The sequence below is a fragment of the Streptomyces sp. NPDC006476 genome (assembly GCF_040612015.1).
Lineage (GTDB): Bacteria > Actinomycetota > Actinomycetes > Streptomycetales > Streptomycetaceae > Streptomyces > Streptomyces griseorubiginosus_B.
This window is the reverse complement of record NZ_JBEXPK010000001.1, coordinates 216,481-238,479: the sequence shown is the minus strand read 5'-3', so window position 1 is coordinate 238,479 and position 21,999 is coordinate 216,481. Positions and strand designations below refer to the sequence as shown.

General features: G+C 70.0%; 17 protein-coding genes and 5 pseudogenes. 6 read left to right on the top strand and 16 right to left on the bottom strand.

Translation table 11 applies throughout. The features are described 5' to 3' along the window. Positions 1–424 precede the first annotated feature (424 nt). Positions 425–1,330, bottom strand: coding sequence for a LysR substrate-binding domain-containing protein (locus ABZZ74_RS01030; protein WP_356760791.1), 906 nt, complete (start codon positions 1,328–1,330; stop codon positions 425–427). A 242-nt stretch (positions 1,331–1,572) separates the two neighbouring features. Between ABZZ74_RS01030 and tcuA the strand changes: the two genes are divergently transcribed. Next, on the top strand, positions 1,573–3,045 hold the full coding sequence (gene tcuA / locus ABZZ74_RS01025) for an FAD-dependent tricarballylate dehydrogenase TcuA (protein WP_356760789.1): 1,473 nt from the start codon (positions 1,573–1,575) through the stop codon (positions 3,043–3,045). Between the two features lie 735 nt (positions 3,046–3,780). Here the strand turns inward: tcuA and ABZZ74_RS01020 are convergent. Genes ABZZ74_RS01020 through ABZZ74_RS01010 form a run of 3 tightly spaced genes read right to left on the bottom strand, consistent with a single transcriptional unit; the run spans position 3,781 to position 7,147 of the window. Beyond that, positions 3,781–5,310 carry a long-chain fatty acid--CoA ligase gene (locus ABZZ74_RS01020; RefSeq protein WP_356760787.1) on the bottom strand — a complete coding sequence of 510 codons (1,530 nt, stop codon included), beginning with the start codon at positions 5,308–5,310 and terminating at the stop codon, positions 3,781–3,783. Between the two features lie 26 nt (positions 5,311–5,336). After that, on the bottom strand, positions 5,337–5,909 hold the full coding sequence (locus ABZZ74_RS01015; RefSeq protein WP_356760786.1) for a flavin reductase family protein: 573 nt from the start codon (positions 5,907–5,909) through the stop codon (positions 5,337–5,339). Next, positions 5,906–7,147 (bottom strand): acyl-CoA dehydrogenase family protein, encoded by a 1,242-nt coding sequence (locus ABZZ74_RS01010; protein WP_356760785.1) that lies wholly within the window; start codon positions 7,145–7,147, stop codon positions 5,906–5,908. Before ABZZ74_RS01010 ends, ABZZ74_RS01015 begins: the two co-directional genes overlap by 4 nt. Before the next feature lie 225 nt (positions 7,148–7,372). Between ABZZ74_RS01010 and ABZZ74_RS01005 the strand changes: the two genes are divergently transcribed. From ABZZ74_RS01005 to ABZZ74_RS00995, 3 genes and pseudogenes are all read left to right on the top strand, one after another. Then, positions 7,373–8,275 (top strand): LysR family transcriptional regulator, encoded by a 903-nt coding sequence (locus tag ABZZ74_RS01005; RefSeq protein WP_356760783.1) that lies wholly within the window; start codon positions 7,373–7,375, stop codon positions 8,273–8,275. 96 nt (positions 8,276–8,371) lie between these two features. Then, positions 8,372–8,986: pseudogene (locus tag ABZZ74_RS01000) on the top strand (DnaB-like helicase C-terminal domain-containing protein); the annotation flags it as partial. A 60-nt stretch (positions 8,987–9,046) separates the two neighbouring features. Next, positions 9,047–9,232: pseudogene (locus ABZZ74_RS00995) on the top strand (IS21 family transposase); the annotation flags it as partial. Positions 9,233–9,315: 83 nt separating this feature from the next. Here ABZZ74_RS00995 and ABZZ74_RS00990 read toward each other — a convergent pair. Both ABZZ74_RS00990 and ABZZ74_RS00985 read right to left on the bottom strand, forming a co-directional pair. Further along, a complete protein-coding gene (locus ABZZ74_RS00990; RefSeq protein WP_356760781.1) occupies positions 9,316–10,656 on the bottom strand; it encodes an MFS transporter in 1,341 nt (446 codons plus the stop codon). 177 nt (positions 10,657–10,833) lie between these two features. Further along, positions 10,834–11,274 (bottom strand): DUF6069 family protein, encoded by a 441-nt coding sequence (locus tag ABZZ74_RS00985; protein ID WP_356760779.1) that lies wholly within the window; start codon positions 11,272–11,274, stop codon positions 10,834–10,836. A gap of 97 nt (positions 11,275–11,371) precedes the next feature. Here ABZZ74_RS00985 and ABZZ74_RS00980 point away from each other — a divergent pair. After that, positions 11,372–11,560: pseudogene (locus tag ABZZ74_RS00980) on the top strand (MarR family transcriptional regulator); the annotation flags it as partial. Positions 11,561–12,088: 528 nt separating this feature from the next. On the opposite strand, the gene ABZZ74_RS00975 reads toward ABZZ74_RS00980, so the two are convergent. Together ABZZ74_RS00975 and ABZZ74_RS00970 are read right to left on the bottom strand one after the other, a co-directional pair. Further along, complete coding sequence (locus tag ABZZ74_RS00975; protein WP_356760777.1) at positions 12,089–13,234, bottom strand: acyl-CoA dehydrogenase family protein; 1,146 nt, start codon at positions 13,232–13,234, stop codon at positions 12,089–12,091. A gap of 15 nt (positions 13,235–13,249) precedes the next feature. Beyond that, positions 13,250–13,426, bottom strand: a complete 177-nt coding sequence (locus ABZZ74_RS00970) for a hypothetical protein (protein WP_356760776.1) — start codon at positions 13,424–13,426, stop codon at positions 13,250–13,252. Between the two features lie 226 nt (positions 13,427–13,652). Here ABZZ74_RS00970 and ABZZ74_RS00965 point away from each other — a divergent pair, with 226 nt between their 5' ends. Beyond that, entirely contained in the window at positions 13,653–14,555 is a 903-nt protein-coding gene (locus ABZZ74_RS00965; protein ID WP_356760774.1) for a LysR family transcriptional regulator, read from the top strand. A gap of 6 nt (positions 14,556–14,561) precedes the next feature. Here ABZZ74_RS00965 and ABZZ74_RS00960 read toward each other — a convergent pair whose 3' ends face one another. From ABZZ74_RS00960 to ABZZ74_RS00925, 8 genes and pseudogenes are all read right to left on the bottom strand, one after another. Continuing rightward, on the bottom strand, positions 14,562–15,641 hold the full coding sequence (locus ABZZ74_RS00960; RefSeq protein ID WP_356760772.1) for a maleylacetate reductase: 1,080 nt from the start codon (positions 15,639–15,641) through the stop codon (positions 14,562–14,564). After that, positions 15,638–16,525 carry an intradiol ring-cleavage dioxygenase gene (locus ABZZ74_RS00955; protein ID WP_121417206.1) on the bottom strand — a complete coding sequence of 296 codons (888 nt, stop codon included), beginning with the start codon at positions 16,523–16,525 and terminating at the stop codon, positions 15,638–15,640. The genes ABZZ74_RS00960 and ABZZ74_RS00955 overlap by 4 nt, the downstream gene beginning before the upstream one ends. Positions 16,526–16,531: 6 nt before the next feature. Further along, positions 16,532–18,298, bottom strand: a complete 1,767-nt coding sequence (locus ABZZ74_RS00950) for an FAD-dependent monooxygenase (RefSeq protein ID WP_356760771.1) — start codon at positions 18,296–18,298, stop codon at positions 16,532–16,534. Next, on the bottom strand, positions 18,295–19,698 hold the full coding sequence (locus ABZZ74_RS00945) for an alpha/beta hydrolase (RefSeq protein ID WP_356760769.1): 1,404 nt from the start codon (positions 19,696–19,698) through the stop codon (positions 18,295–18,297). The genes ABZZ74_RS00950 and ABZZ74_RS00945 overlap by 4 nt, the downstream gene beginning before the upstream one ends. A 41-nt stretch (positions 19,699–19,739) precedes the next feature. Beyond that, a pseudogene (locus ABZZ74_RS00940) lies at positions 19,740–19,934 on the bottom strand (hypothetical protein); the annotation flags it as partial. A gap of 12 nt (positions 19,935–19,946) precedes the next feature. Then, on the bottom strand, positions 19,947–20,138 hold the full coding sequence (locus ABZZ74_RS00935) for a hypothetical protein (RefSeq protein WP_356760767.1): 192 nt from the start codon (positions 20,136–20,138) through the stop codon (positions 19,947–19,949). Between the two features lie 13 nt (positions 20,139–20,151). Continuing rightward, positions 20,152–20,511, bottom strand: a pseudogene (locus tag ABZZ74_RS00930) (fumarylacetoacetate hydrolase family protein); the annotation flags it as partial. 204 nt (positions 20,512–20,715) lie between these two features. Next, positions 20,716–21,819, bottom strand: a complete 1,104-nt coding sequence (locus ABZZ74_RS00925) for a helix-turn-helix domain-containing protein (protein WP_356760766.1) — start codon at positions 21,817–21,819, stop codon at positions 20,716–20,718. Positions 21,820–21,999 lie beyond the last annotated feature (180 nt).

Sequence of the window (21,999 nt, the reverse complement as noted above, 5' to 3'; positions counted from 1 at the left end):
CACGTGCTGGACCGGTGTGTGGCCGAGGGCCGCAGCGCCGCGAGGGCCAGCAGCGCCGCGGGCAGGGCGACGCCCGCCGTCAGCGCGATCACAACCGTCGACTTCTTCGTTCGTGGTGGCGGTCACAAGAACGCTGGCCGACGCCGCTCTTCGCTGCGGCGTACACACCGGGTTGAGCGAAGGCATCCGTCCGACGCCCACGTGACCGCCACCACGAACAGAGGATCGTCTGCCGCTCTACGAGAAGGCACCACGTGCCCGGGTGGGCGCAGGCATGACGCCTGCCGTTCGAACAGTCCCGGGCCTCCTTCATCCGACTCTGACTGTGTGCGGCAATCGGCCCGAGCAGCTCGGCAGCCACGGGTCCTGGGCATGCCCCGCGGGACGGCGGCGGTCGCCGGCCGTCACGCCGCGGAACGCGTGTCTAGGAACGCAGGGTCCCGGCGGTCTCGATGAACAGTTCTGCGATGGCCTTGGCTGACGGTGTCGGTGGATTGTCGCGCAGCCGGGTGAGCAGGATGCGGCGAACGGGGGCCGAGGGGCCCAGGTCGATGGTGGTGACGTCGTCCCGCAGGCTGGCCAGGGCGAACCTGGGGGCGAGCGTGATGCCCAGGCCGACCGCCGCCATGGCCTGGGCTTCCTGGTAGTCGTGTGCCCGGTAGGCGATCTTCGGCTCGAAGCCGGCGGCACGGCAGCTACGGGTGAGCAGCTCGGCGACCGGGTGATCGCCCCGGACGATCCAGTTCTCCTCGGCCAGCTCCTCAAAACCGGCGGAGTGCCGGGCGGTGAGCGGGTGGCTGGTGGCGACGACCAGGCAGGTGTGGTCGTCCAGCAGATGGGTGACATCGAGGTTGGTCTCGTCCAGGCGCCGCCACGGGTAGTCCCACATCAAGGAAAGCTCGATCTCCCGGCTCTCGAGGAGGTCCATCAGGCCGGCGTTGCGGTCGCTGTGCACGGCCAGCTCAACCTGCGGGTACCGGGTGCGAAAGGCGGGCACGACGCGGGGCAGCAGGGATGCGGCGATGGTGGGGAAGGTACCGATGTGCAAGGTCCCGCTGTGCAGGCCCGCGATGTCATCGAGGGATCGGCGTGCGGCTCGCAACTGGCGATCGATCCGTGCGGCATGCTCGGCCAGAGTGCGGCCGGCATCGGTGAGCGTGACGCCCCGGGGGTGCCGCGCGATCAGCGGCTGCCCGGCCTCCGCTTCCAGCCTGCTGATCTGCTGGGACACCGCCGAGGGCGTATAGCTCAGGGCGATCGAGGCCGCCGTGATGGAGCCCCGGCGAGCCACCTCGGCCAGCACCAGCATGCGGCGTACATCGAGGCTCATCCCAACCGCCTTAAGCATTTGTGAAAGCAGCTTCAATTTCTTTCGATTGTACTGATGGTGCTGCTGGCGCATCGTCGTACTGCCCGGCGGGCGGGCCGCGCAGCCGTCAACCCGCCCGCCGGGCCCTGGTGAAAGAGATTCAAGCTGCGGTCGCGTACGCACACAGTCCCTGATCCGTACGCCCCAGCCCCGAAAGGATCTCCGATCCGGGCATCTGCTGTCCGAACCCATTGGGAGTACACATGACCGAGCAGTGGGACGTCGTCGTGGTCGGCGGCGGGAACGCCGGCTTCAGCGCGGCTCAGTCCGCCCGACAGCAGGGAGCACGGGTGCTGCTGCTGGAGAAGGCCCCCCGCCAGTGGGCCGGAGGCAACTCCTACTTCACTGCCGGGGCGATGCGCACCAGCCACGGCGGGCTCACCGACCTCACCTCGCTGGTCGAGCCACTTCCCGGGGACCGTGCAGGACGCGTCGACCTCGCCCCCTACACCGAGGACGACTTTCTCGCCGACCTGACCCGGGTGACCCAGGGAAGGACCGACCCCGAACTCGCCCGGATCCTGGTCGGTGAATCCCGCGAGACGATGACCTGGCTGCGCAGCCTCGGCCTGCGATTCGAGCTCATGTTCCACCGGCAGGCTTACGAGGTGGACGGGCGCTACCGGTTCTGGGGCGGACTGGCCGTCGGCGTGGTCGGCGGGGGCAAAGGAATGATCGACCAGCACCTTGCCGCCGCCGATCGCAGCGGCATCGAAGTCCGCTTCGACAGCCCCGTCACCGGCCTGGCCACCGCAGCCGACGGCTCCGTTGGCGGCGTGATGCTCGCCGACGGGCAGCGCATCGAGGCCGACGGCGTGGTACTCACCAGCGGCGGCTTCGAGGCCAACCCGCAGATGCGGGCCGGCTACCTGGGCGCGGGCTGGGACCTGGCCCTGGTGCGCGGAACCCCGTACAACACCGGCGAGGGCATCCGCATGGCCCTGGCGGCCGGCGCGCAACCCTACGGCCACTGGAGCGGCTGCCACGCGGTGGCCTGGGACAGCCAAGCCCGAGCGACCGGCGACCGGGAGCTGACCAACCAACTCACTCGCGGCGGCTACCCGTTCGGCATCGTAGTCAACGCCGAGGGCCGCCGGTTCGTCGACGAGGGAGCGGACTTCCGCAACTACACCTACGCCAAGTACGGTGCCGAGATCCTCAAGCAACCGGCAGGCGTCGCCTACCAGCTCTTCGACGCGACGTCCGCGCCGCTGCTGCGCCCCGAGGAGTACGCCTCTGCGGGCATCACCAGGGTGGAGTCCGACACCGTGGAGGGCCTGGCCAAGGAACTCGGCATAGACGAGGGCCGGCTGGCGGAGACGGTTGAGCGGTTCAACGCCGCCGTTGTCTCCGGTCGCTTCGACCCGACGGTCAAGGACGGCTGCCGGACCGAGGGCATCACCCCTCCCAAGTCCAACTGGGCCCAGCCGCTGACCACTCCTCCGTACGTCGCCTTCCCGGTGACCTGCGGCATCACCTTCACCTTCGGCGGGTTGCGGATCGACGCCGACGCGCGCGTGCTGGACCTGAGCGGCCGCCCCGTCCCTGGGCTGCACGCGGCCGGCGAACTCGTCGGCGGGCTCTTCTGGTTCAACTACCCTGGTGGCTCCGGCCTCACCGCCGGTTCGGTGCTCGGCAGGCGCGCCGGGCGCTCAGCAGCCGCCGCCAGGCGTTGACGGCGACGCCGCAACGGGTTGAATCACACGGTGTGTGGTAGATGCCGTGACCGCCTGCTTCGTCGATGAATTCGGCCCGCGCGCCCCAGCGGTTGCTGACGCACGGCTGTGGTGATGACGCACGAAGCCTTCCGAGGGGCCTGGATTCGTCCTTGAAAGCCCCTCTGAGCTGCATGTTTCCCGGGTGGGGTCAGACTGCATACCTTCCCGATGACGCGTCACCCGGAGTGCGTGGCGATCCATGAGTCGACCGCCAAGGCCCCTGACCTGCGGTTTGGGGAATTGTCCCTCGGTTCGACGACCTACTTCGGGAGTTGCAACGGGTGGACGTGGAGGGCATGCCTGAGCTGCGGTTTCCGGAGTTCCGAGTGGATGTTAAGTCCGATTCTGGTAGGGCCTCGTCCGGGCTCGGTGGGGAAGCCTTGACGAAGGAGGCGTCCGAGGCGAGCGCGGGTGACGTTGACCGATGCCTCGTCGATGGGCATGCCGAGGAGTTCGTACAGCTCACGGACCTGGCGGCCACCCGGCAAGTCATCGCCGAACTCGCACCGTCCCAAGAAGACTCCGATCGAGCACGGCCTGCTGCCGCTCGTTGAGGCCCCTGCGCATAAGGTGCTCCCGTGGTTCCCTGGGCGTGCTGCCCCGGACACCGCCGGCGAACGGCCTCCGCACCCCTTTCGTGACCGTGAGGTCGAAGTGGATCAGCCGCCACCGGCGTTTTCGGGTCGCCTGGCCTCATGCCTCCTCGGCGCCTCGGGCCGGCATTGAGCCGTACTGGCTGCGCAGGCGAGCCTTGAGGATCTTGCCGGTGGCGTTGCGGGGCAGGGCGTCGACGAGGACGACCGACTTGGGGAGCTTGTACTTGGCGAGTCGGCCGGACAGGGAGTTCATGATGTCGTCGGGCGACACCTCGGCGCCCGCGCGGGGCACGACCAGCGCTCTGCCGACCTCGCCCCATCGTTCGTCGGGTACGCCGATCACCGCGCATTCGGCGACCGCGGGATGCTGGTGGAGGAGTTGCTCGACCTCGGCCGGATAGACGTTTTCCCCGCCGGAGATGTACATGTCCTTGATCCGGTCGACGATCGTGACGTACCCCTCCTCGTCGACAGTGGCCGCGTCTCCGGAGCGGAACCAACTTCCGTCCACGAAGGCGTCCTTGGTCGCTTCGGGCCACTGCCAGTAGCCCTTCATCACGTTGGGGCCCTCGATGATCACCTCGCCGACCTCGCCCGGTGCGACATCGGTGAGGTCGGGGCTCACCACGCGTACGTCGGTGAAGAAGCAGGGCGTGCCGGCCGAGCCGGCCTTGCGGATGCTGTCCTGTGCGCGCAGGCCCAGCGCGGCGGGAGAGGTCTCGGTCAGGCCGTACGCCTGGAGGAAGGTCAGGCCCCGGTCCTGGTATGTGTGGATGAGGTCCTTGGGTACGGGTGCCGCCGCGCACTGCAGGATCCGGATCGACGACAGGTCGGCCGTCGCCCACCGCGACGACCGGGCCATGGCCTGGTACATCGCGGGCACGCCGAACATCCTCGTCACCCGGTGCTCGGCGATGACGTCGAGCACCCGTTCCGGGGCGAAGCCGCGCATCAGCACCGACGTCCCTCCCTTGAGGAAGCCCGGCAGGAAGACGGTGTTGAGGGCGGCGGTGTGGAACATCGGTGCCACCACCAGAGCGACCTCGTCGGAGACGATGTCCACGTCCAGCAGGATGTTGAAGCAGTTCCAGGCGATGTTGGCGTGAGTCAGCATGACGCCCTTGGGACGGCCGCTGGTGCCGGAGGTGTACTGGATCATGCACACCTCGTCGAGGCCGACCGTCTCGTCCAGGGGGTCGTCGGGTGCGTCCGCCAGCAACTCCTCGTACGGGCTCCCCACCTCGACGTAGTGCTTCACCTCCACGTCGTCCCTCAACGCGTCCACGACATCGGTGAGTTCCGCGCCGTACAGCAGTACCGACGCCCCCGCGTCCCCCAGGATGAAGGCCAACTCAGGTGCCGCGAGGCGGGTGTTGAGCGGTACGAAGGCGGCGCCCAGCGCGTTCGCGGCGAACAGGGTCTCCGCCAGGGCCGGGTGGTTCGCGCCCAGGTAGGCCACCCGGTCGCCGTGGCCGACCCCCAAGGCACGCAGGGCGTGAGCGAGCCGCGTCACGCGGGCGGCCAGCTCTCCGTAGGACAGGGATCCACCGTCGTGCACGACGGCGGTGGCCTCCGGTGCCATGCGGGCGCGCCGCGCGGGCCACGAGCCGAGCCCTTGATTGCGCATGGTGCGTCTCTCTTCTCTCAGATCTCTCAGAGCCAGTCGGGCCATGTGTAGTCGGCCGAGTCGTCGTGGTCCCGGCGGGGCGGCAACGGGGCGAGCCGCCCCCGGGAGAAGACCAGCGGCGAGACGCCGGTCTTCTCCACCCCGAGTTCCCGTACGCGGCCGAGGACGAAGTAGTGGTCGCCGAGGGTCCACACGTCGGCGATGTCGCAGTCGATCCAGGCGGCGACGCCCGCCAGGACGGGGCTGCCCGAGGGCGCGCCGCGCCACGGGTGGCGGTCGAAGACGTCGGGGGCCTTGGCGCTGACATCCCGGCAGAGGCCCTCCTGGCCGGCGGCCAGCACGTTCACGCAGAAGGCGCCGCCGGCCATGATCCTTGGCCAGGTGGTGGAGGAGCGGCCGGGGAAGAACGCGACGAGCGGCGGGTCGAGGGACACCGAGGTGAACGAGCCGATGACCATGCCGACCGGGGTGCCGTCGGGTTCCTTCGCGGTGACCACCGTGACACCCGTCGGGTAGTGGCCGAGCACGTGCCGGAACCGGCCGGGGTCGTCCGCCGGGCCGCCGCCGGGCGTCGTCGCGGCGGACGTCGACCGGTTCACGCCGGGTTCTCCACGCCGAGCAGAGAGCGGGCGTATCCCGTGGCCCACCAGCCGTGCTGGGCGTTGATGTGCGTCTTGTACGTGGCGACGTCGCGCAGGTACCGCTGCATGCGCTCGCCGTTCGCCAGCGCGCTGGAGCCACTGGCCGAGGCCAGCATCTCGACGGCCTGACAGGCGAGTTGGCCGGACTGCCGGGCCGTGAGGGAGAGGGCCCGGTCGTCCAGTTCGGAGAAGGGCTCGCCCCCTGCCAGGCCCCGGGCCGCGTAGGCGGTGTAGTCGTCGGTGACCGACAGGATGATCCGCTGCGCGCTGTCGGCCAGGGCCGTGGCCAGGCCGAGGTTGCGCTGGTGTTCCGGATCGTGGCTGCGCGGCTTGAAGGGCGGCATCGGGCTGTTCTTGGTGGTGATGATCCGCCGGTACTCGTCGACCGCGGCCCAGGCGGTGCCCGCCACGACCGAACACAGCTGGATGTTGAAGAACGACATCAGCCGGCCCGCGTACATCGGGTTGCCGTGCAGTTCCACCCCCGGCCCGTCGGTGGCGTCGTTCGCCAGGAGGTGGGTCCTGGACACGTACTCGTACGGTACGAGGACGTCCTCGGCCACGACGCTGTTGGAGCCGCTGCCGCGGAAGCCCAGGATCTCGCCCCAGTTGTCGAGCATCCGCCAGCCGGAGGGCACGAGCACCATGCCCGGCGTGGGCATGCCGCCCTCTTCGTCGATGATGAGCACGCCACCCAGGAAGTGCGTGGAGACGTTGACTCCGGAGGAGTAGTCCCAGCGGCCGTTGACCCGGTACCCGTCGGGAGTCCTCGTCGCGGTGGCGCTCGGGGCGATCGGCAGCGGGGCCCGGAAGTCACCGTCCGGACCGAACACCTCGCGCTGCGTGCTCTCGGGGAAGCGGCCGGCCACCACCAGGCTGTGGGAGGCAGCCAGACACAGGTTCCAGCCGCTGGACGGGCAGCCGCGGGCCACCTCGGTGACCATCCGGGAGTAGGTCCGCAGGTCGAACTCGTAGCCGCCGAAGCGGCGTGGCTGGAGGGACCGGTAGAAACCCGCCTCCAGGAACGCCTTGTGCGTGTCCTCGGAGATACCGGTTCGCTGTTCGGTCTCGTCCTGATGATCACGTAGCCAGGTCCTCATGCCGGCGGCCCGGCGCACCAGTTCCTCCGGTGTCAGGTCCGGCTCCGGCTGCGGAATCTCGATGATTTTCTCGGCTGTCTCGGTTGTCTCGGACAATTCGCACCCCATCCGCTGCTGTTCTGGTCGGCCTGAAGGGAGTGTCGGCAGCGCGGCGAAGGACGGTCCAATGCCGGTATCTGTGGGCTTGATGAGTGCCGTGCATCACAGCAGGTCGGAGGGGGACGGGAATGCCGCACATTTCTGCCTGGTGACGTGCGGGGAAGCGCGCTGTAACCTGGCGCGGACCACAACGCTGTGGACCACGCCTTTCTGGAGGGCTGAGTGGAACTCCGGAGCCTGCGCCATTTCTCGGCGCTCGCCGAGACCTTGAATTACCGGGTCGCCGCCGAGCGTCTGCACCTCACCCAGCCCGCGCTGACGCGATCGATCGCCGCCCTCGAGCGTGAGCTGGGCGTCCAGCTGTTCGACCGCGACAAACGGCATGTGGCGCTCACCGCCGACGGCGCGGAACTGCTCGAACGGGCGGGCGAGGTGCTGGCCGATGCCGACCGGCTTGCCGCCGCCGCGGACACCATCAGGGCCGGGCGACGGGACGAGGTGCGGGTCGCGCTCTACGGGGTGGCTCTCGCGGAGCTGACGCATCCGGTCATCGAGGCGTTCCGCGAGCGGTATCCCAGAGCCACGATCCGGGTGCACGAAGCGGACTTCCACCAGGGGCACGCCCCGTTGCTGGCCGGCGAGTGCGACGTGGCGCTGATGTATCTGAGCGTCGACATGCCGGGCCTGACACGCGTACCGATCTTCACCGAGCCCGTTTGCGTCGGGCTGTGGAAGGGGCACCCGCTGGCCTCGGCCGCCGCGGTGGACATGACCGAGGTCTACGACCAGCCCTGGGTCACCCCCCACCCGGGCGACGACTGGTGGGTGGGGGGACGCCACGGGGACGACGACGCCCCGACAGTCGGCTCCCACGCCCGCTCGGCCCTGGACATGTCCTCGAAGATCGCCTACCAGCACATGGTGGGACTGATGCCACTGTCGGGCGCCCGGATGTTCCCGCACCCGGGAGTGGAGGCCGTCGCAACGAAAGAGCCCCTCGAGGCGGTGGCCGCGGTCGCCTATCCGAAGACGGGCCACTCGCCCGCCGCCCCGGCGTTCGCCGAGGTCGCACGCCGGGTGGCCCGACGCGTGACCGGCGTTCCGTACGCCGAGATCTCCCGGTAGGCCGGGCGGGGATTCGCGTACGGCGCCCCGAGATCGACATCGAGCGCACGGTCCACGTCGGCAACGGTCAGGCCCAGGTCGGCGAGCGATCGCGGGATGCCCAGCCGCTCGCCCAGCTCGTGCAGCTCCCGTACCGGATCCGCGGTGAAGCAGCACGAGCCCAAGCCCCGGGTCCTGACCGGCTTGATGGCCCTCGATGATCTCCTCGGTGGCGGGCTGCGGCCTGGACGGGTCACCGTGGTCGCTGCCCGTACCTCGATGGGCAAGTCCATGCTCGCCCTGACCATGGCCCGTAACTGTGCCTTCCGCCAGGGCCGTCCCGCTCAGGTCGCTTCTCTGGAGATGTCGAAGGAGGGACTCCTCGAGCGGACGCTCGCCGCGGAAACCGGCGTGCCGACCGAGAAGATCCGCCGCCGGACGCTGGATCCCTCCGAACTCGACCTCCTTCACGCAGTCGCTGCGGAGGCCGACAGCAAGGCGCTGTTGAGTTTCGGAGGTGACGGCACCACGCCTGCCGTCGCCGAGATCGAGCGCCGGTGCGCTGCCGTGGTGGGTCGGCACGGCCGCCTGGACGTTCTGGTCGTCGACTATCTCGGCCTGATGGACGGCGCGTTGCTGCAGTGTGCATCGGGGGACCGGAAGAAGGAGGTCGCCGGTGTCGTGACAGATCTCCAGGAACTGGCGACCGGCTTGGCGGCCGCCGTGGTGATCGCGGAACACCCACCCGGGCACCGGAACTCCGGCACAATCACCGGCCCTGATCGACACAACCGGGTCTGGGCCCGCTTCCACGGCGACGAACTGATCGTCACCGCGGTCGGCGAGGACGGCTCGGCCCGCGAGGCCACCCGCCACCGCCGCGGCCGGCCGAGCACCCCGGTCCTGGACGACGCCCACTACCCGCCGCGGGAGAAACAGGACAACGACCGCGCCCCGAAGGCCACTTCGGCAGAAGAGACTCCTTGAAGCATGAACGCCGTCAGGCCTTCTCGTGACGTTCAGGTAGTGCCGGGGCGGAGGCCACGTGGTGTCGCGCAGGGTCAGGGCGCTGCCGGAGCGGCGACCGGCTCGCCGGGGGACGGGTCCAGCGGGTCGTGCTGGTGGCGCAGGCCCAGCAGGACCGTCGCGGCGAGCAGGGCTGCCGCGAGCGCCAGGACGAGCAGGGCCGGCTGGAGGCCTCCGGACGCGGCGCTCAGGCCCGCGACGACCAGGGGGCAGAAGAACTGCCCGAGGGTCAGCGCGCCGCTCCACCAGCCGGTGCCCCGGCCGCGCTGGGAGTAGTTCAGCCGGTGGATCGCCCAGACCAGCAGGGTCGGCAGTATGACCCCGGTGCTGAATCCGGTGATGATCGCGCCGGTCACGACGACGGGCAGCGCCCCGGTCGCGAAGACGGTGGCCAGGCCGACGGCCACACCCGCGAACTCGAGGGGAACCAGGACGCGCGCCGGTCTGGCGGCCAGCCGGGGGAAGAGTGCCGAACCGGTGGCCGTGGCCAGCGCCATGACGGCGGAGATGGTGCCCACGACGGCGGTCGAGTGGATCCCGATGCCGTCCAGGATGAACGGCAGTTCGACGACCAGGGTGAAGAAGTACAGCCCGCCGAACAGCGTGACCAGGCACGGGACCAGGACCTGACGGCGCGGCAGCGGCTCCAGCCGTGTGCCGACGCCCGGCGTAATGGTGCGGGGCGGCTGCCACAGCAGCCTGGCCATCGGCACCAGCAACAGCAGCGGAAGCACGTACATCCAGAACGGGGTCCGCCAGCCCGACACCCCGAGCACTCCGCCCACGGCCAGGAACGCCGTCGCGGCCAGTGACGTGGCCAGCGTCGATACGGAGAGGTACTTCGCCCGCCGCGCTCCCGTCCAGTAGTCGCCGATCAGAGACGTGCAACAGATCAGGATCACTCCCTCGCAGGCCCCCAGCAGCACCCTGCTGACGTCTATCGCCACCAGCGAGGCCAGGTAGAGCGGGGCGCTGCCGACCACGGCATAGAGCGCCATGGCGATCAGCAGGAGCGCCTTGCGGTTGGTCCGGTCGGCGACGGATCCGAGAAGTGGCGCGGACAGGGCGAGGAACAGTCCCGGCAGGGCGACCACCATCGGGACCAGGACGTCGCTGCCGGGTGTGCTGTGGAAATGCCGTTGCATGTGCGGCAGCACGGGCGCGATCAGGGCGGAGCCGAGCACGGGCATACAGATCCCCGCCACCAGCAGCGTCAGCTGGGCACGTCCTGCTGGGCGTTCGACTGTGCCGGGGACCGTTTGGTCCGGTGGGGTCGCCTGGTCCGGTACAGGCGTCAGGTGCGGTGCGGGCGCCAGGTTCAGTGCGGGCGGCGACGGCTCGGTCTGCGGCCGGTCGCGGTCGATGTCGTCGGTCACGATGACACACCTCCTTGTGATGTCACGAGCGGGGGACGTGGGGGGAGGTTCGGTGGCGGCCGTCATCGGCAGCAGGCGGACGCCGGGCGCAGGATCGGGAAGAGCCCGTCCACGGCCGTACGGCACTCACCGGATGCCATACGACCGTGGCGGCCCGCACTGCGACGGGACGCGGGGTCAGTTCTGGGCGGTGGGGAGAGGGAGCAGGCGCTGGTAGGCGGGGACGGCGACGGCGGCGACCACGAGGTGCATCACCACCAAGGCGACGACGGCCCCCCAACTCGTACCGGGCTGGCCGGCGGTGGCGCCGACCATGATGTCCGGGACCAAGCTGACGAGCACGACGGCTGGGACCAGGACGCGCAGCACTCGAGCGGGGCGGGTCGATCGTGCGCGGATGATCGCCCAGGCGGCAGCTGCGGCCAGGACGCCGAAGACGGTGAAGGGCACGTAGGCGGACGGCTGGAGCGGCTGGAAATCGTGCGAGGCGCCGAGGGCGTGGGCTGCTGTGGCGACAATGGCGTTGAGGACGGCGGCGACGGCCGCGGTGCCGATCAGACCGCCGGTGACGACGAGGCCGCGGGGGCGGGCCGGCTGGGTGGCGAGTTGTTCACTCATGGTGTTTCTCCGGATCAGGTGTCGGGTCGGGACAGGGAGCGGATCGAGTCGGTCGGTGATGACGACGGGTCGGCGGCTGGCGGTGAGGGCAGTGAGCGTGATGGCGGCTCTGTCGGAGGCGTCACAGCGGGAACTGCGCATGAGCGCCCTCGCCGCGTTCGCCGAGGGTTCGCTCTCCCGTCTGTCCCAGGTCGTGGCCCGTCTGGAACGCAAGGGCTACGTCCGCCGCCACCCCGACCCGGCTGACGGCCGTCACACCCTTGCCACGCTCACCGACGAGGGGTACCGGAAGATGGTGAGCGCTGCTCGGCCGCATCGGCCGGCGCATCCTGTACGCCATCGCCCCCGAGCACGCCGACGCCGACCTGCACCGAGACTCCTCAGGCTGACCAGGCGCGCATGCACGGCCCCGGCTGCCTCGTTCATTCCGGGTCACCGAGCTTGAGGAGCAGCTTGCCGGGCTGTTTTCCGCTGAACATCGTCGGCAGCAGGGCGGGCGCGTTCTCGAAGCCGTCCACGACGTTCTCCTCGACGTGACGACCTGGCCGATGCCCATGGTCCGCATCGGCTCACCGACCTGGATCGGCGGCAGGTAGCCCCGTCGTCGGTGAGCCGGATGCGCTGGCTGGCGGCGTAGGCGAAGTACAGGGTGCGGACCAGGATCTTCCCCTCTCCGGGGGCCGGCGGGTCCGACTCGGCGAATGGAAGTCGTCGGTGGTGACGGCGCCGACGGGGCGGCGGGCCGGCAGCCATTGACGGTTGACGGTGGGCATGGCCAAGAGCGGTTCTCCCTCGGGGATTTCGGCGTGCGGCATTACAGGCCCAGGTCGCGGCCGATGACCTCTTTCATGATTTCGTTGGACCCGGCCCAGATCTTCGTCACGCGGGCGTCCCGCCAGGCGCGTGCGATGCGGTATTCGTTCATATAGCCGTAGCCGCCGTGCAGTTGGACGCACTCGTCCAGTACGGCGTTCTGCGTCTCGGCGGCCCACCACTTGGCCTTGGCCGCATCCACGGGGGTCAGTTCGCCTCGCGTGTGCGCGAGGACGCACTGGTCGACGTACGCCTGGGTCACCTCCACCCGGGTAACCAGTTCAGCTATCAGGAACTTGTTGTGCTGGAAGGAGCCGATGGTCTCTCCGAACGCGCGGCGCTCCTTGGCGTATTCGATGGTCTCGTGCAGGAGCCGCGCGACATGGCCGGTGTTGGTGACGGCGGTCGACAGCCGTTCCTGCGGCAGGAGCCGCATCATCGAGGCGAATCCCTGGCCGACCTCGCCGAGACGGTGGCTGTCGGGGACGCGGACGTCGGTGAAGAAGAGCTCGGCGGTGTCGGCCTCCTCCTGTCCGACCTTGTCCAGCTTGCGGCCGCGTTCGAAGCCTGGCATGCCGGCCTCGACGACGAAGAGGCTGATGCCCTTGGCCCGCTCGCCGGGGCCGGTGCGGGCGGCCACGATGACGAGGTCCGCCTGGTGGCCGTTGGTGATGAAGGTCTTGGAGCCGCTGACCAGCCAGTCCTCGCCGTGCCGGACCGCGGTGGTCTTCAACGCGGCGAGGTCGGAACCGCCGGAGGGTTCGGTCATGGCGATGGCGCTGATCAGGTCGCCCGAGGCGATGCCGGGCAGCCAGCGCTGTTTCTGTTCCTCTGTGCCGAGTTCCACGAGGTAGGGCGGGCAGGTGTCGGTGTGCAGGGCGAGACTGGCCCCGACGCCGAAACTGAAGCCGGCGAGTTCCTCGTCCGCGACGGCGTTGAAGCGGAAGTCGCCCGCGCCTGTCCCGCCGTACTCCTCCGGGACGGACAGGCCGAGGATGCCGAGTGCGCCCGCCTCCTGCCAGATGTCCCGGGGGATGGACTTCCGCCTGAGCATCTCCTCGTGACGGGGCGCGAGAACGCGTTCGGTGAACTGGCGGACGGCATCGCGGAAACTGTCGTGATCCTTGTTGAACAGGGTGCGGTGCATGTGGTGCTCCGATCCTCAGATCTGTCGCTCGTGACCGCGTACGTCCTTCTTGAGGACCTTTCCGTTGGCGCTGCGCGGGATTTCGGGCACGAACACGACCCGCTTAGGTGTCTTGATGCCGCCGAGTCGCGGACGGCAGTAGGCGATGAGTTCCATCTCGGTGAGTTCCTCGCCGTCGGTTGTCTCGGACAATTCGCACCCCATCCGCTGCTGTTCTGGTCGGCCTGAAGGGAGTGTCGGCAGCGCGGCGGAGGACGGTCCAATGCCGGTGACTGTGGGCTTGATGAGTGCCGTGCATCACGGCAGGTCGGAGGGGGACGGGAATGCCGCACATTTCTGCCTGGTGACGTGCGGGGAAGCGCGCTGTAACCTGGCGCGGACCACGACGCCGTGGACCTCGCCTTTCTGGAGGGCTTAAGTGGATCTCCGGAGTTTGCGCCATTTCTCGGCGCTCGCCGAGACCTTGAATTACCGGGTCGCCGCCGAGCGTCTGCACCTCACCCAGCCCGCGCTGACGCGATCGATCGCCGCCCTCGAGCGTGAGCTGGGCGTCCAGCTGTTCGACCGCGACAAACGGCATGTGGCGCTCACCGCCGACGGCGGGGAACTGCTCGAACGGGCGGGCGAGGTGCTGGCCGACGCCGAGCGGCTCGCCGCCGCCGCGGGCGCCATCAGGGCCAGGCGACGGGACGAGGTGCGGGTCGCGTGCTACGGCGTGGCTCTGGCCGAACTCACTCATCCGGTCATCGAGGCGTTCTGCGAGCGGTATCCCAGCGTCACGATCCGGGTGCACGAAGCGGACTTCCACCAGGGTCTCGCCCCGCTGCTGGCCGGCGAGTACGACGTGGCGCTGGTGCCCCTGAACGTCGACATGCCGGGCCTGACACGCGTACCGATCTTCACCGAGCCCCTTTCCCTCGCGCTGTGGAAGGGGCATCCGCTGGCCTTGGCAGCCGCGGTGGACGTGACCGAGGTCTTCGATCAGCCCTGGGTCACCCCCGAGCCGGGCCTCGACTTCTGGGTGGGCGGACGAAACGGGGACGACGACGCCCCGACGGTTGGCTCCCACGCCCGCTCGGCCCTGGACGTGTCCTTGAAGATCGCCTACCAGCACATGGTGGGCTTGATGCCGCTGTCGGCCACCCGGATGTTCCCGCACCCGGGAGTAGAGAACGTCGCTCCGAAGGAGCCCCTCGGCTTGGTGGCCGCCGTCGCCTTTCCGGAGGCCGGTCACTCGCCCGCCGCCCCGGCGTTCGCCGAGGTCGCACGCCGGGTGGCCCGACGTGCGAGCGGCGTTCCGTACGCCGAACTCGCCCGGTAGAAGCGGTCAGCCGCCGTACGGCGGCTCGCCCGCCCAGGCCGCGTGCAGGACGGCGCGCAGATCGTCGGCGGAGGCCGGGCGGGGATTCGCGTACGGCGCCCCGAGAGCGACGTCGACCGCACGGTCCACGTCGGCGGCGGTCAGGCCGAGGTCGGCGAGCGATCGCGGGATGCCCAGCCGCTCGCCCAACTCGTGCAACTCCCGTACCGGATCCGGGACATCGAGCGCCCGGCGCAGCGCCGCCAGTGCCTCGGGAACCGCCGGCGCGTTGAACGCCAGCACATGGGGCAGGACGACGGCGTGTGTCTCGGCGTGCGGCAGGTCGAAGGTGCCGCCGAGCACATGGCAGAGCTTGTGGTGCAGCCCCATGGTGGTCGCGCCGAGACAGGCACCGCACAGCCACGCCCCGTACAGCGCGCGGCTGCGCGCGTCATGCCCCGAGGGGTCGGCGACGATCTTGGGAAGGGCCGCGGCCAGCGCCCGCACACCCTCCTCCGCGATGAGGGAGACGATCGGAGTGGAGTCCGGGGCGTACAGGGCCTCGACGGCGTGCGCGATCGCGTTCATGCCGCTCGTCGCGGACCCCACGGGCGGCATGGTGAGCGTGAGCAGCGGGTCGTACACGACGCTGCGCGGCAACACCTTCGGGTCGCGCCCGGTGCGTTTGACCGCGCCCTCGGTCAGGCCCCAGACGGGTGTCATCTCCGATCCGGCGTACGTCGTCGGGACGGCGACGATCGGCAGGCCGGTCCTGAGCGCGACGGCCTTGGCCAGGCCGGTCACGGAACCGCCGCCGACCGCCACGCAGCCGTCGGCCCGGGCTTCGCGAGCCGCCTCGACGGCCAGGTCGGCGACCTCCACCGGGACGTGCGTCACCGCCCCTGCGTGCAGCCCGGCGCAGGCGTCGCCGAGAGACGCGGCGACGGCACCGGCCGTGTCCAGGCCATGGTCGTCGCACAGCACGAGGACGCGGCGCAGGCCGAGAAGCGCGACCTCGTCGGGCACCGCGTCCGGGACGGCACCCGACCGGAAGAGGACGCGCATCGGCTGTGCCTGGTGGGTGAAGTCCAGGGCCTCGCCCTTCACAGGATCACCGGTTGCAGCACGATGTCGAAGCGCGCCCGGCGGAAGGGGTTGGCCAGGCCCAACTCCGCTGCCTCCGCGGGGGAGTCCACCTCGACGAACTCCTCGACCAGGCTCTCCTTCACGGCGAAGACCGCGTCCGACTCCAGATAGTCGCTGCCCGCCACGAAGATGTGCGTCGTCACCGGGCTGTACCCCTCGGCGCCCACGATGAAGTGGACATGGGCCGGACGGTAGGGGTGACGTCCGGTCGCCTCCAGCAGCGAGCCGACCGGCCCGTCTGTCGGAATGGGATACGGGCTCGGAACGCACGAGCGGAACCAGAACCGCCCCTCCGCGTCCGCTGTGAACAGCCCGCGCCCATTGCCCGGCGGCTGCTTCTCCGGCTGCTGGACGTCGTAGAAGCCCTGGTCGTCGGCCTGCCACACGTCCAGCGTCGCACCGGGCAGCGGGGTGCCGTCGACGGAGACGACCCGTCCGCTGATCACACACGGCTCGCCGCCGCCGACCAGATCGATGTTCGCCCCGAGTTCACGGACCGGGGACTCGGTCATGTGGAAGGGGCCGAGCACCGTCGAGTCGGTCGCGGCGGCCGCCTTGTGGTCGTTGATCGTCTCGACGAGCATCGACACACCCAGGACGTCCGACAGCAGGATGAACTCCTGCCGGGTGTCGTCGCACATGTGCCCGGTTGCGGTGAGGAAGTCGATCGCCCGCTCCCACTCGGCCTGGGTCGGCTCGATGTCCCGTACGAAATCGTGCAGGTGACGCGTCAGGGAGGCCAGCACCTCGCGCAGTCGGGGATCGGAGGTGTGGGCGAAGCTTTCCAGCACCGCCGTTGTCGTCTCGGTCTCCGCGGGCTTCGCGGTCTTCGCGGTGAGGTCCATGGCCGCTCAGCCCCGCCCGAGGATCTGCCGCAGTGCGTCCCGCAGTGCGGCCGTGACGTCACCGGTGGCGTCCTGGCGGCGGAAGGCCACGTGGTTGTCCGGCCGCACCAGCAGCGCGCCCGAGTCGCCGATCTCCCGCAGCCGGGTCCAGTCCCCGTACGGGTCCTCGTGCTCCTGGCCGGGTCCGATGACCGCCGTGGCGATCTCCAGGCCGAACTCCTTGCCGAGGATGCGGGCGGCCTCCGTCCAGGGCTCGCCGCCGATGCCGGTGATCAGGGTGAACCGGCCGTTCCCGCCCAGGTCCAGGGTGGACAGATTGCGGGTGCCCGCGGAGAGCCAGGCGTGCGGGAGCTTGGCGCCGGGGCGGGTGCTCGGCTGGAAGTGCAGCTCGGGGTCGCGTGCGAAGCCGGGGTCCTCGGTGCCGTCCGGGACGATCGCGGCGGAGGTGTAGCGCTGGTTGAGGTCCACGCCGTGGGCGTTGAACTCGTATGCCTTGAAGGCGATCGCCTGCCGCAGCCGCGCCCGCTGCTCCTCGGCCTCCGTAGTGGCGTCCTTGCGGGCGGCGATGTTCCGCCACAGCTGCTCGGGGGTCTGCGGCGCCAGGCCGCCGAGCGCCTCGAAGACGGGGGCCGTCTCACCGATGGACTTGTTGGCCCGGGTGACGACCTGCTTGCCGACCGGTGCCCGCTCGTCACTGTAGGTGTCCAGCAGGGACGGGGACGCGGTGCCGTCCAGGACGAGCTTCAGCTTCCACGCCAGGTTGTAGGAGTCCTGGATGGAGGTGTTGGAGCCCAGCCCGTTGGACGGTGGGTGCCGGTGGCAGGCGTCGCCCGCGCAGAACACCCGGCCGTTGGAGTACGTCTCGGCGTACATCTCGTTGACCGTCCACGCGGAGGACGACTTGATGGTCACCGGGATCTCGTCGTCGCCGATCAGCTTGCGGACGACGGACAGGGCGTACTCCTCGGTGAGGTCCGGCGGCCCGGCGTCGACGTCGTAGCCCCACACGATCAGCCACTCGTTCCACGTCCGTACGCAGCGCACCAGGCCGGCGCCGATGCCGCCCACGGTCGCGCCGGGCGCCAGCACCCAGTAGAGGGTGGCCGGTCGGTGCGCCACGTATTTGCTGAGGTCCGCGTCGAAGACGATGTTGATGCTGCCGGCCACGCCCATCTGGCCGCCCATCGGCAGTCCGGCGTCCTCGGCCACCTTGCTGCGGCCGCCGTCCGCGCCGATCAGGTACTTGGCGCGGATGGTGTACGTGTCGCCGCGCAGCCGGTCGCGGACCACGGCGGTCACGCCGTCGGCGTCCTGCTCGTGCGACAAATACTCGGTGCCGAACCGCAGTCGGCTTCCGCGCGCTATGGCCGCGTTCACGAGCACCGGTTCCATCAGGTGCTGCGGCATGTCGCACATGCGGGTGGGGCTCGCCAGCTCGTGCGCGGCCTGCACGAGCGGTTCGTTGCCCCAGGACCTCAGCCGGCCGAGCTCCTCGCCCGCGATGGCGGTGCAGAAGACGGTGTTGCCCATCAGGTGCTGCGGGGTGGCCTGGGCGATCACATCCTCTTCGACACCCAGGTCACGCAGCACTTCCATGGTGCGCTGGTTGGTGATGTGCGCCCGGGGCGTGTCCGCGAGGCGTGAGTAGCGGGTGACCATGACGTTCGGCACGCCATAGGTGCTCAGCGCCAGTGCGGCGCTCGCTCCCGCGGGCCCGCTTCCCACGATGAGCACATCGGTCTCGACGGTCGGCACGGTCGGCGCGGTTGTCATCGGGACGTTTCCTCCACATCCGCCAGTCGCTTGTTCAGCCAGGTCATCAGTGCCTCGGCCACGTCGTCGGAGTTCTTCTCACCCATGGGCAGGTGACCGTTGCCCGTGAGCCCCAGGTCCGCCAGGCGCAGCAACTCGGCATCCGCACCGGCCTGGGCGAGGTAGTCGGCGACACCGTGCTGGAACGGCGCGAACGGCGAGGTGTCGGCCGCGACCACGGCGATCGGGAAGCCCCGGAGCCCTGGCAGGGGCCGCACGGGGCCGGCCTGTTCGTCCTGGACGAGGCAGTCCTGCAGCCCGTCGCCCCCGGCCTCGCGCAGCCGGAGGCGCAGTTCCTCCGGGGTCCGTACCGGCGGCTCGTAAGTGATCGGGGCCGCGGTGAGCCCCCACTCCAGCTTTCCGAGGCCGGGCAGTTCGATGAACGGCGGCCCGATCGGCTCGATGGAGACAACGGCCTTTACCAGCCCGGGCCGGGCATCGGCGACCAGCCAGCCGAACGGCGCCCCCATGGAGTGGGTGATCAGCACGGCCGGTCCGATACGGTCCAGCAACTCGGCCCCGCAACGCCGCATCTGCTCCTCGTTCTCGGCGAAGGTGGGCAGCGTCGGGCCCTGGCTCGCCATCAACTGGTCCAGCGCGGTGTCGTCGCCGACCTCGCCGCTGCCGGGCCACTGGCTGCCAGGTCGTCCCGCCCCGTCGCAGAACAGCCAGCGGATGAACTCGTACGTCGGCGCCGCGCCCTCGATGGGCCCGAGGACATCGGGGTGGTACGGGGAGCGCCCATGACCTGGACGGTCGACCACGTACACGGCGTAACCGGCCTGGAGGAACCGGGTGGCCCAGCCGGGGCGCCCGTCCGGCGTCGACAGGTAGTCCGTGCCCTGGCCGCCGCCCCCGTGGACCATCACCACGGGCAGCGGATGCCGGAGATCGGTCGGGATCTGGTACTGGACGTACATCGCGGCCTCGGCGGCGGTCCCGGCCTCGGTCGGCTTGCGCCCGACACCGACCCAGAACGCGCCTTGCTCGCTGATCGTCAACGGCGAGGCGGCACGGGCCGGCTCGGCGGTTCCGGGTGGTGGGGAGCTGGTCATCGGCGAACCTCCGTCACGGCGTCTGCGCCCATGCCCAGCACTATTGGTGACCGGCTCCGGGCCGGTCCAATGCCGGTTGGGGACGCCGTGATGCATGGCGCTCATCAGCGTCCCCGAGGGCGGGTACTTCACCGGGAAGGTGGGCGTGGCGGCGAGGGTGACCAGGGCGTCGGTGCAGAGCGCGGCCTCCAGCTGCTCGACGACCGGCAGTTTGTGCTGCGGGTCGCGGTCGGAGAGGCCGGTCAGGTGGAAGCTGCCGGTGCCGACCCAATCGCTCGCGACGTCGTCGACTCGGCGAGACAACACGACCGAGCCGCGAGAGGCAGACCTGGAGCAGGACTACCCGCCCAGACGGTCATCAGCGACACCATCGAGGCCGACGACGCCTGGTGTCCGCCCACCTTCAGGCCCGACGTGTTGGGGCGAACCCGATTGGCATGGTCGATGATTGCGGTCGACAACCACAGAACCCGGTTCTCGACCTCGCGGAGTACGGCGAGGTCCTCGCAGGTTGTGGTCTGGCCGAGTGGGGGGCTCGTCATTGTTGCCGTCCTCTACTTCGAGTCTGCATGGTGAGGAGCCAGAAGGCTGCCTGTTCGAGCCGGCTTCCAGTACGGCTGCCAGTGGTCGCGCAGGAACCGGTTCAGCTCCGGCGTCGCCTGCCCGGCCGTGCCGGTGGTGCGCCAGGCGATGTGGCCGTCCGGCCGCACCAGAACCGCGCCGTGCCGGACGACCTCGAACAGCATCGTGGTCGAGCAGCCGCACGTGGGGCGGCCGGGTGACGGGTGTGTCGGGACCGGTGACCGCGGCGTCCGTCTTGTCGAAGAACAGGTTGAAGGGCCGCGCGTCGGGATCCATCCCGGACTCGATCGCGTGCTGCCGGTAATTGGCGCCCTGGCACAGGACGCGGCAGGGCGTGGTCACCGGGGACAGCAGCTCCACCGACTCGGTTGGCAGTCGGGCAGGTCGCTCAACGGCCGACCGCCAGTCGTCGGCGCCGTCACGGATGAGGTCCGCGGTCGAGGCGTAGCTGCCGGCGAGCGGCGACAGGCCACCGTCGGCGACGGTCGCCCACCGGATCTCGTCGTCGAGGCGGTAGCGGGCGAGGTGGATCACCATGCGCGTTCCCCCGCGGGGCGGCGGCAGACCAGCGAGGCCGGCGCCGGTGCGAGCGATCGCGGCCAGTAGCCGAAGTACATGCCGACAGTTCAGCGGACACAGCCTTCGCGGCGCTTGGTCCGTGGTGCAATCCGGCCCGCCGTCGATTGGACCGAAGTCCAAAGGGGCCGTCTGGACCGAAGTCCGAAGGGGCCGTCAGTGCCGTCAGCGCGGGGTGGCCTGTTCGCTCAACACGAGGTCGCCGAACTCCTCCGCGAGCGCCAGCGCAACCTGAAGGTGCATCCGCCGGACCTTGATCTCCCGGCCCCGCAGCTGCTCGGCCTGCTGGATGCGGTACGCAACCGTGTTACGCGCGACGTGCAGCAGCTCAGCCGTCGTGTTCAGGCTCCGTTCCGCGTCCAGATAGCACTTGGGGGTGGTGCGCAGGGTGGTGGCAGGCTCCCCGGATCCGGCGAGTCCACCCAGCTCACGACGCACGAACCGGCGCGCCTCATCGAGATGCGTGCTGAGCATGGCGATCACGTCGAGCTCGGCGTAGTCGAACAGCCACCGGTCGGTGCGGGACAGCATCCCGACCCGGACGGCATTGAGGGCCTGATGGTGACTGAACGCGAACCCCTCGACGCCGGACTCGGGCAGCCCGGCCGCTACCCGAATCCCGGACCGGGGCGTGGCCGTCGACGTCGGCGGCGCCACCGAGGCACCGTGGACACTGGACCCCCACGCCCATACCCGTTGCCGGCCGACAGGCAGGATCAAGGTGCCCGTCGCTCCGCCCGCCCGCAGCAGCTGCTCGGCGCACCCTGCCAACCGGCCGGGATCGGCCTGTTCGAGGTCGTCAGCCCACACCACCAATGCGGTGTGCCGGCGGGTGAGGTCGTAGCCCAGGACGCGGTGCGCATGATCGGCAGCGACCGGCTTTCCGTCGAGGACCTCCTGTACCAGCTCCATGCGCACGGCGGCCGAACTGGTCACCCAGGCGGCGTGGGCCCGGGAGAACTCGCGAGTCATCTCGGCGGACAGCTGGTTGACGATCGCGAACAGCACCTCCGAGACGTGCCCCATCGCCGCGAACCGGTCGGAGGCAGGCAGCTGTCGTTCGGCCTCGGCCAGGAGCTCCCTGACGGCGTAGGCATGAGCGAGCTGGACGCTTTGCAACAGGTGCTCGATACCGACTCCCCGGCCCACAGCCTCCACAGCGCCCGTGAGCGCTTCCGCCGGAGGCTCCGGCACGACCTCGGTGTTCTCGGCCAGCGCAGCCACGATGCTCAACGCGACGGCCTCACATCCCTTCCGCAGCTCCTGCACGAGGCCGTCCACGCCAAGCTGCGGGATCTGCGTGGCACGTGATCAGTCATGCCCTGGGCAAGTTCGACGGCCCAGGCCACCGGACCCGCGCCGACCCGGTCGACAAGCCGGTTGATCTGGGCCGAGGGCAGAACCGACCGGGACAACACATTCCGGCCGCGCGGCGCGAGGTCACGAATC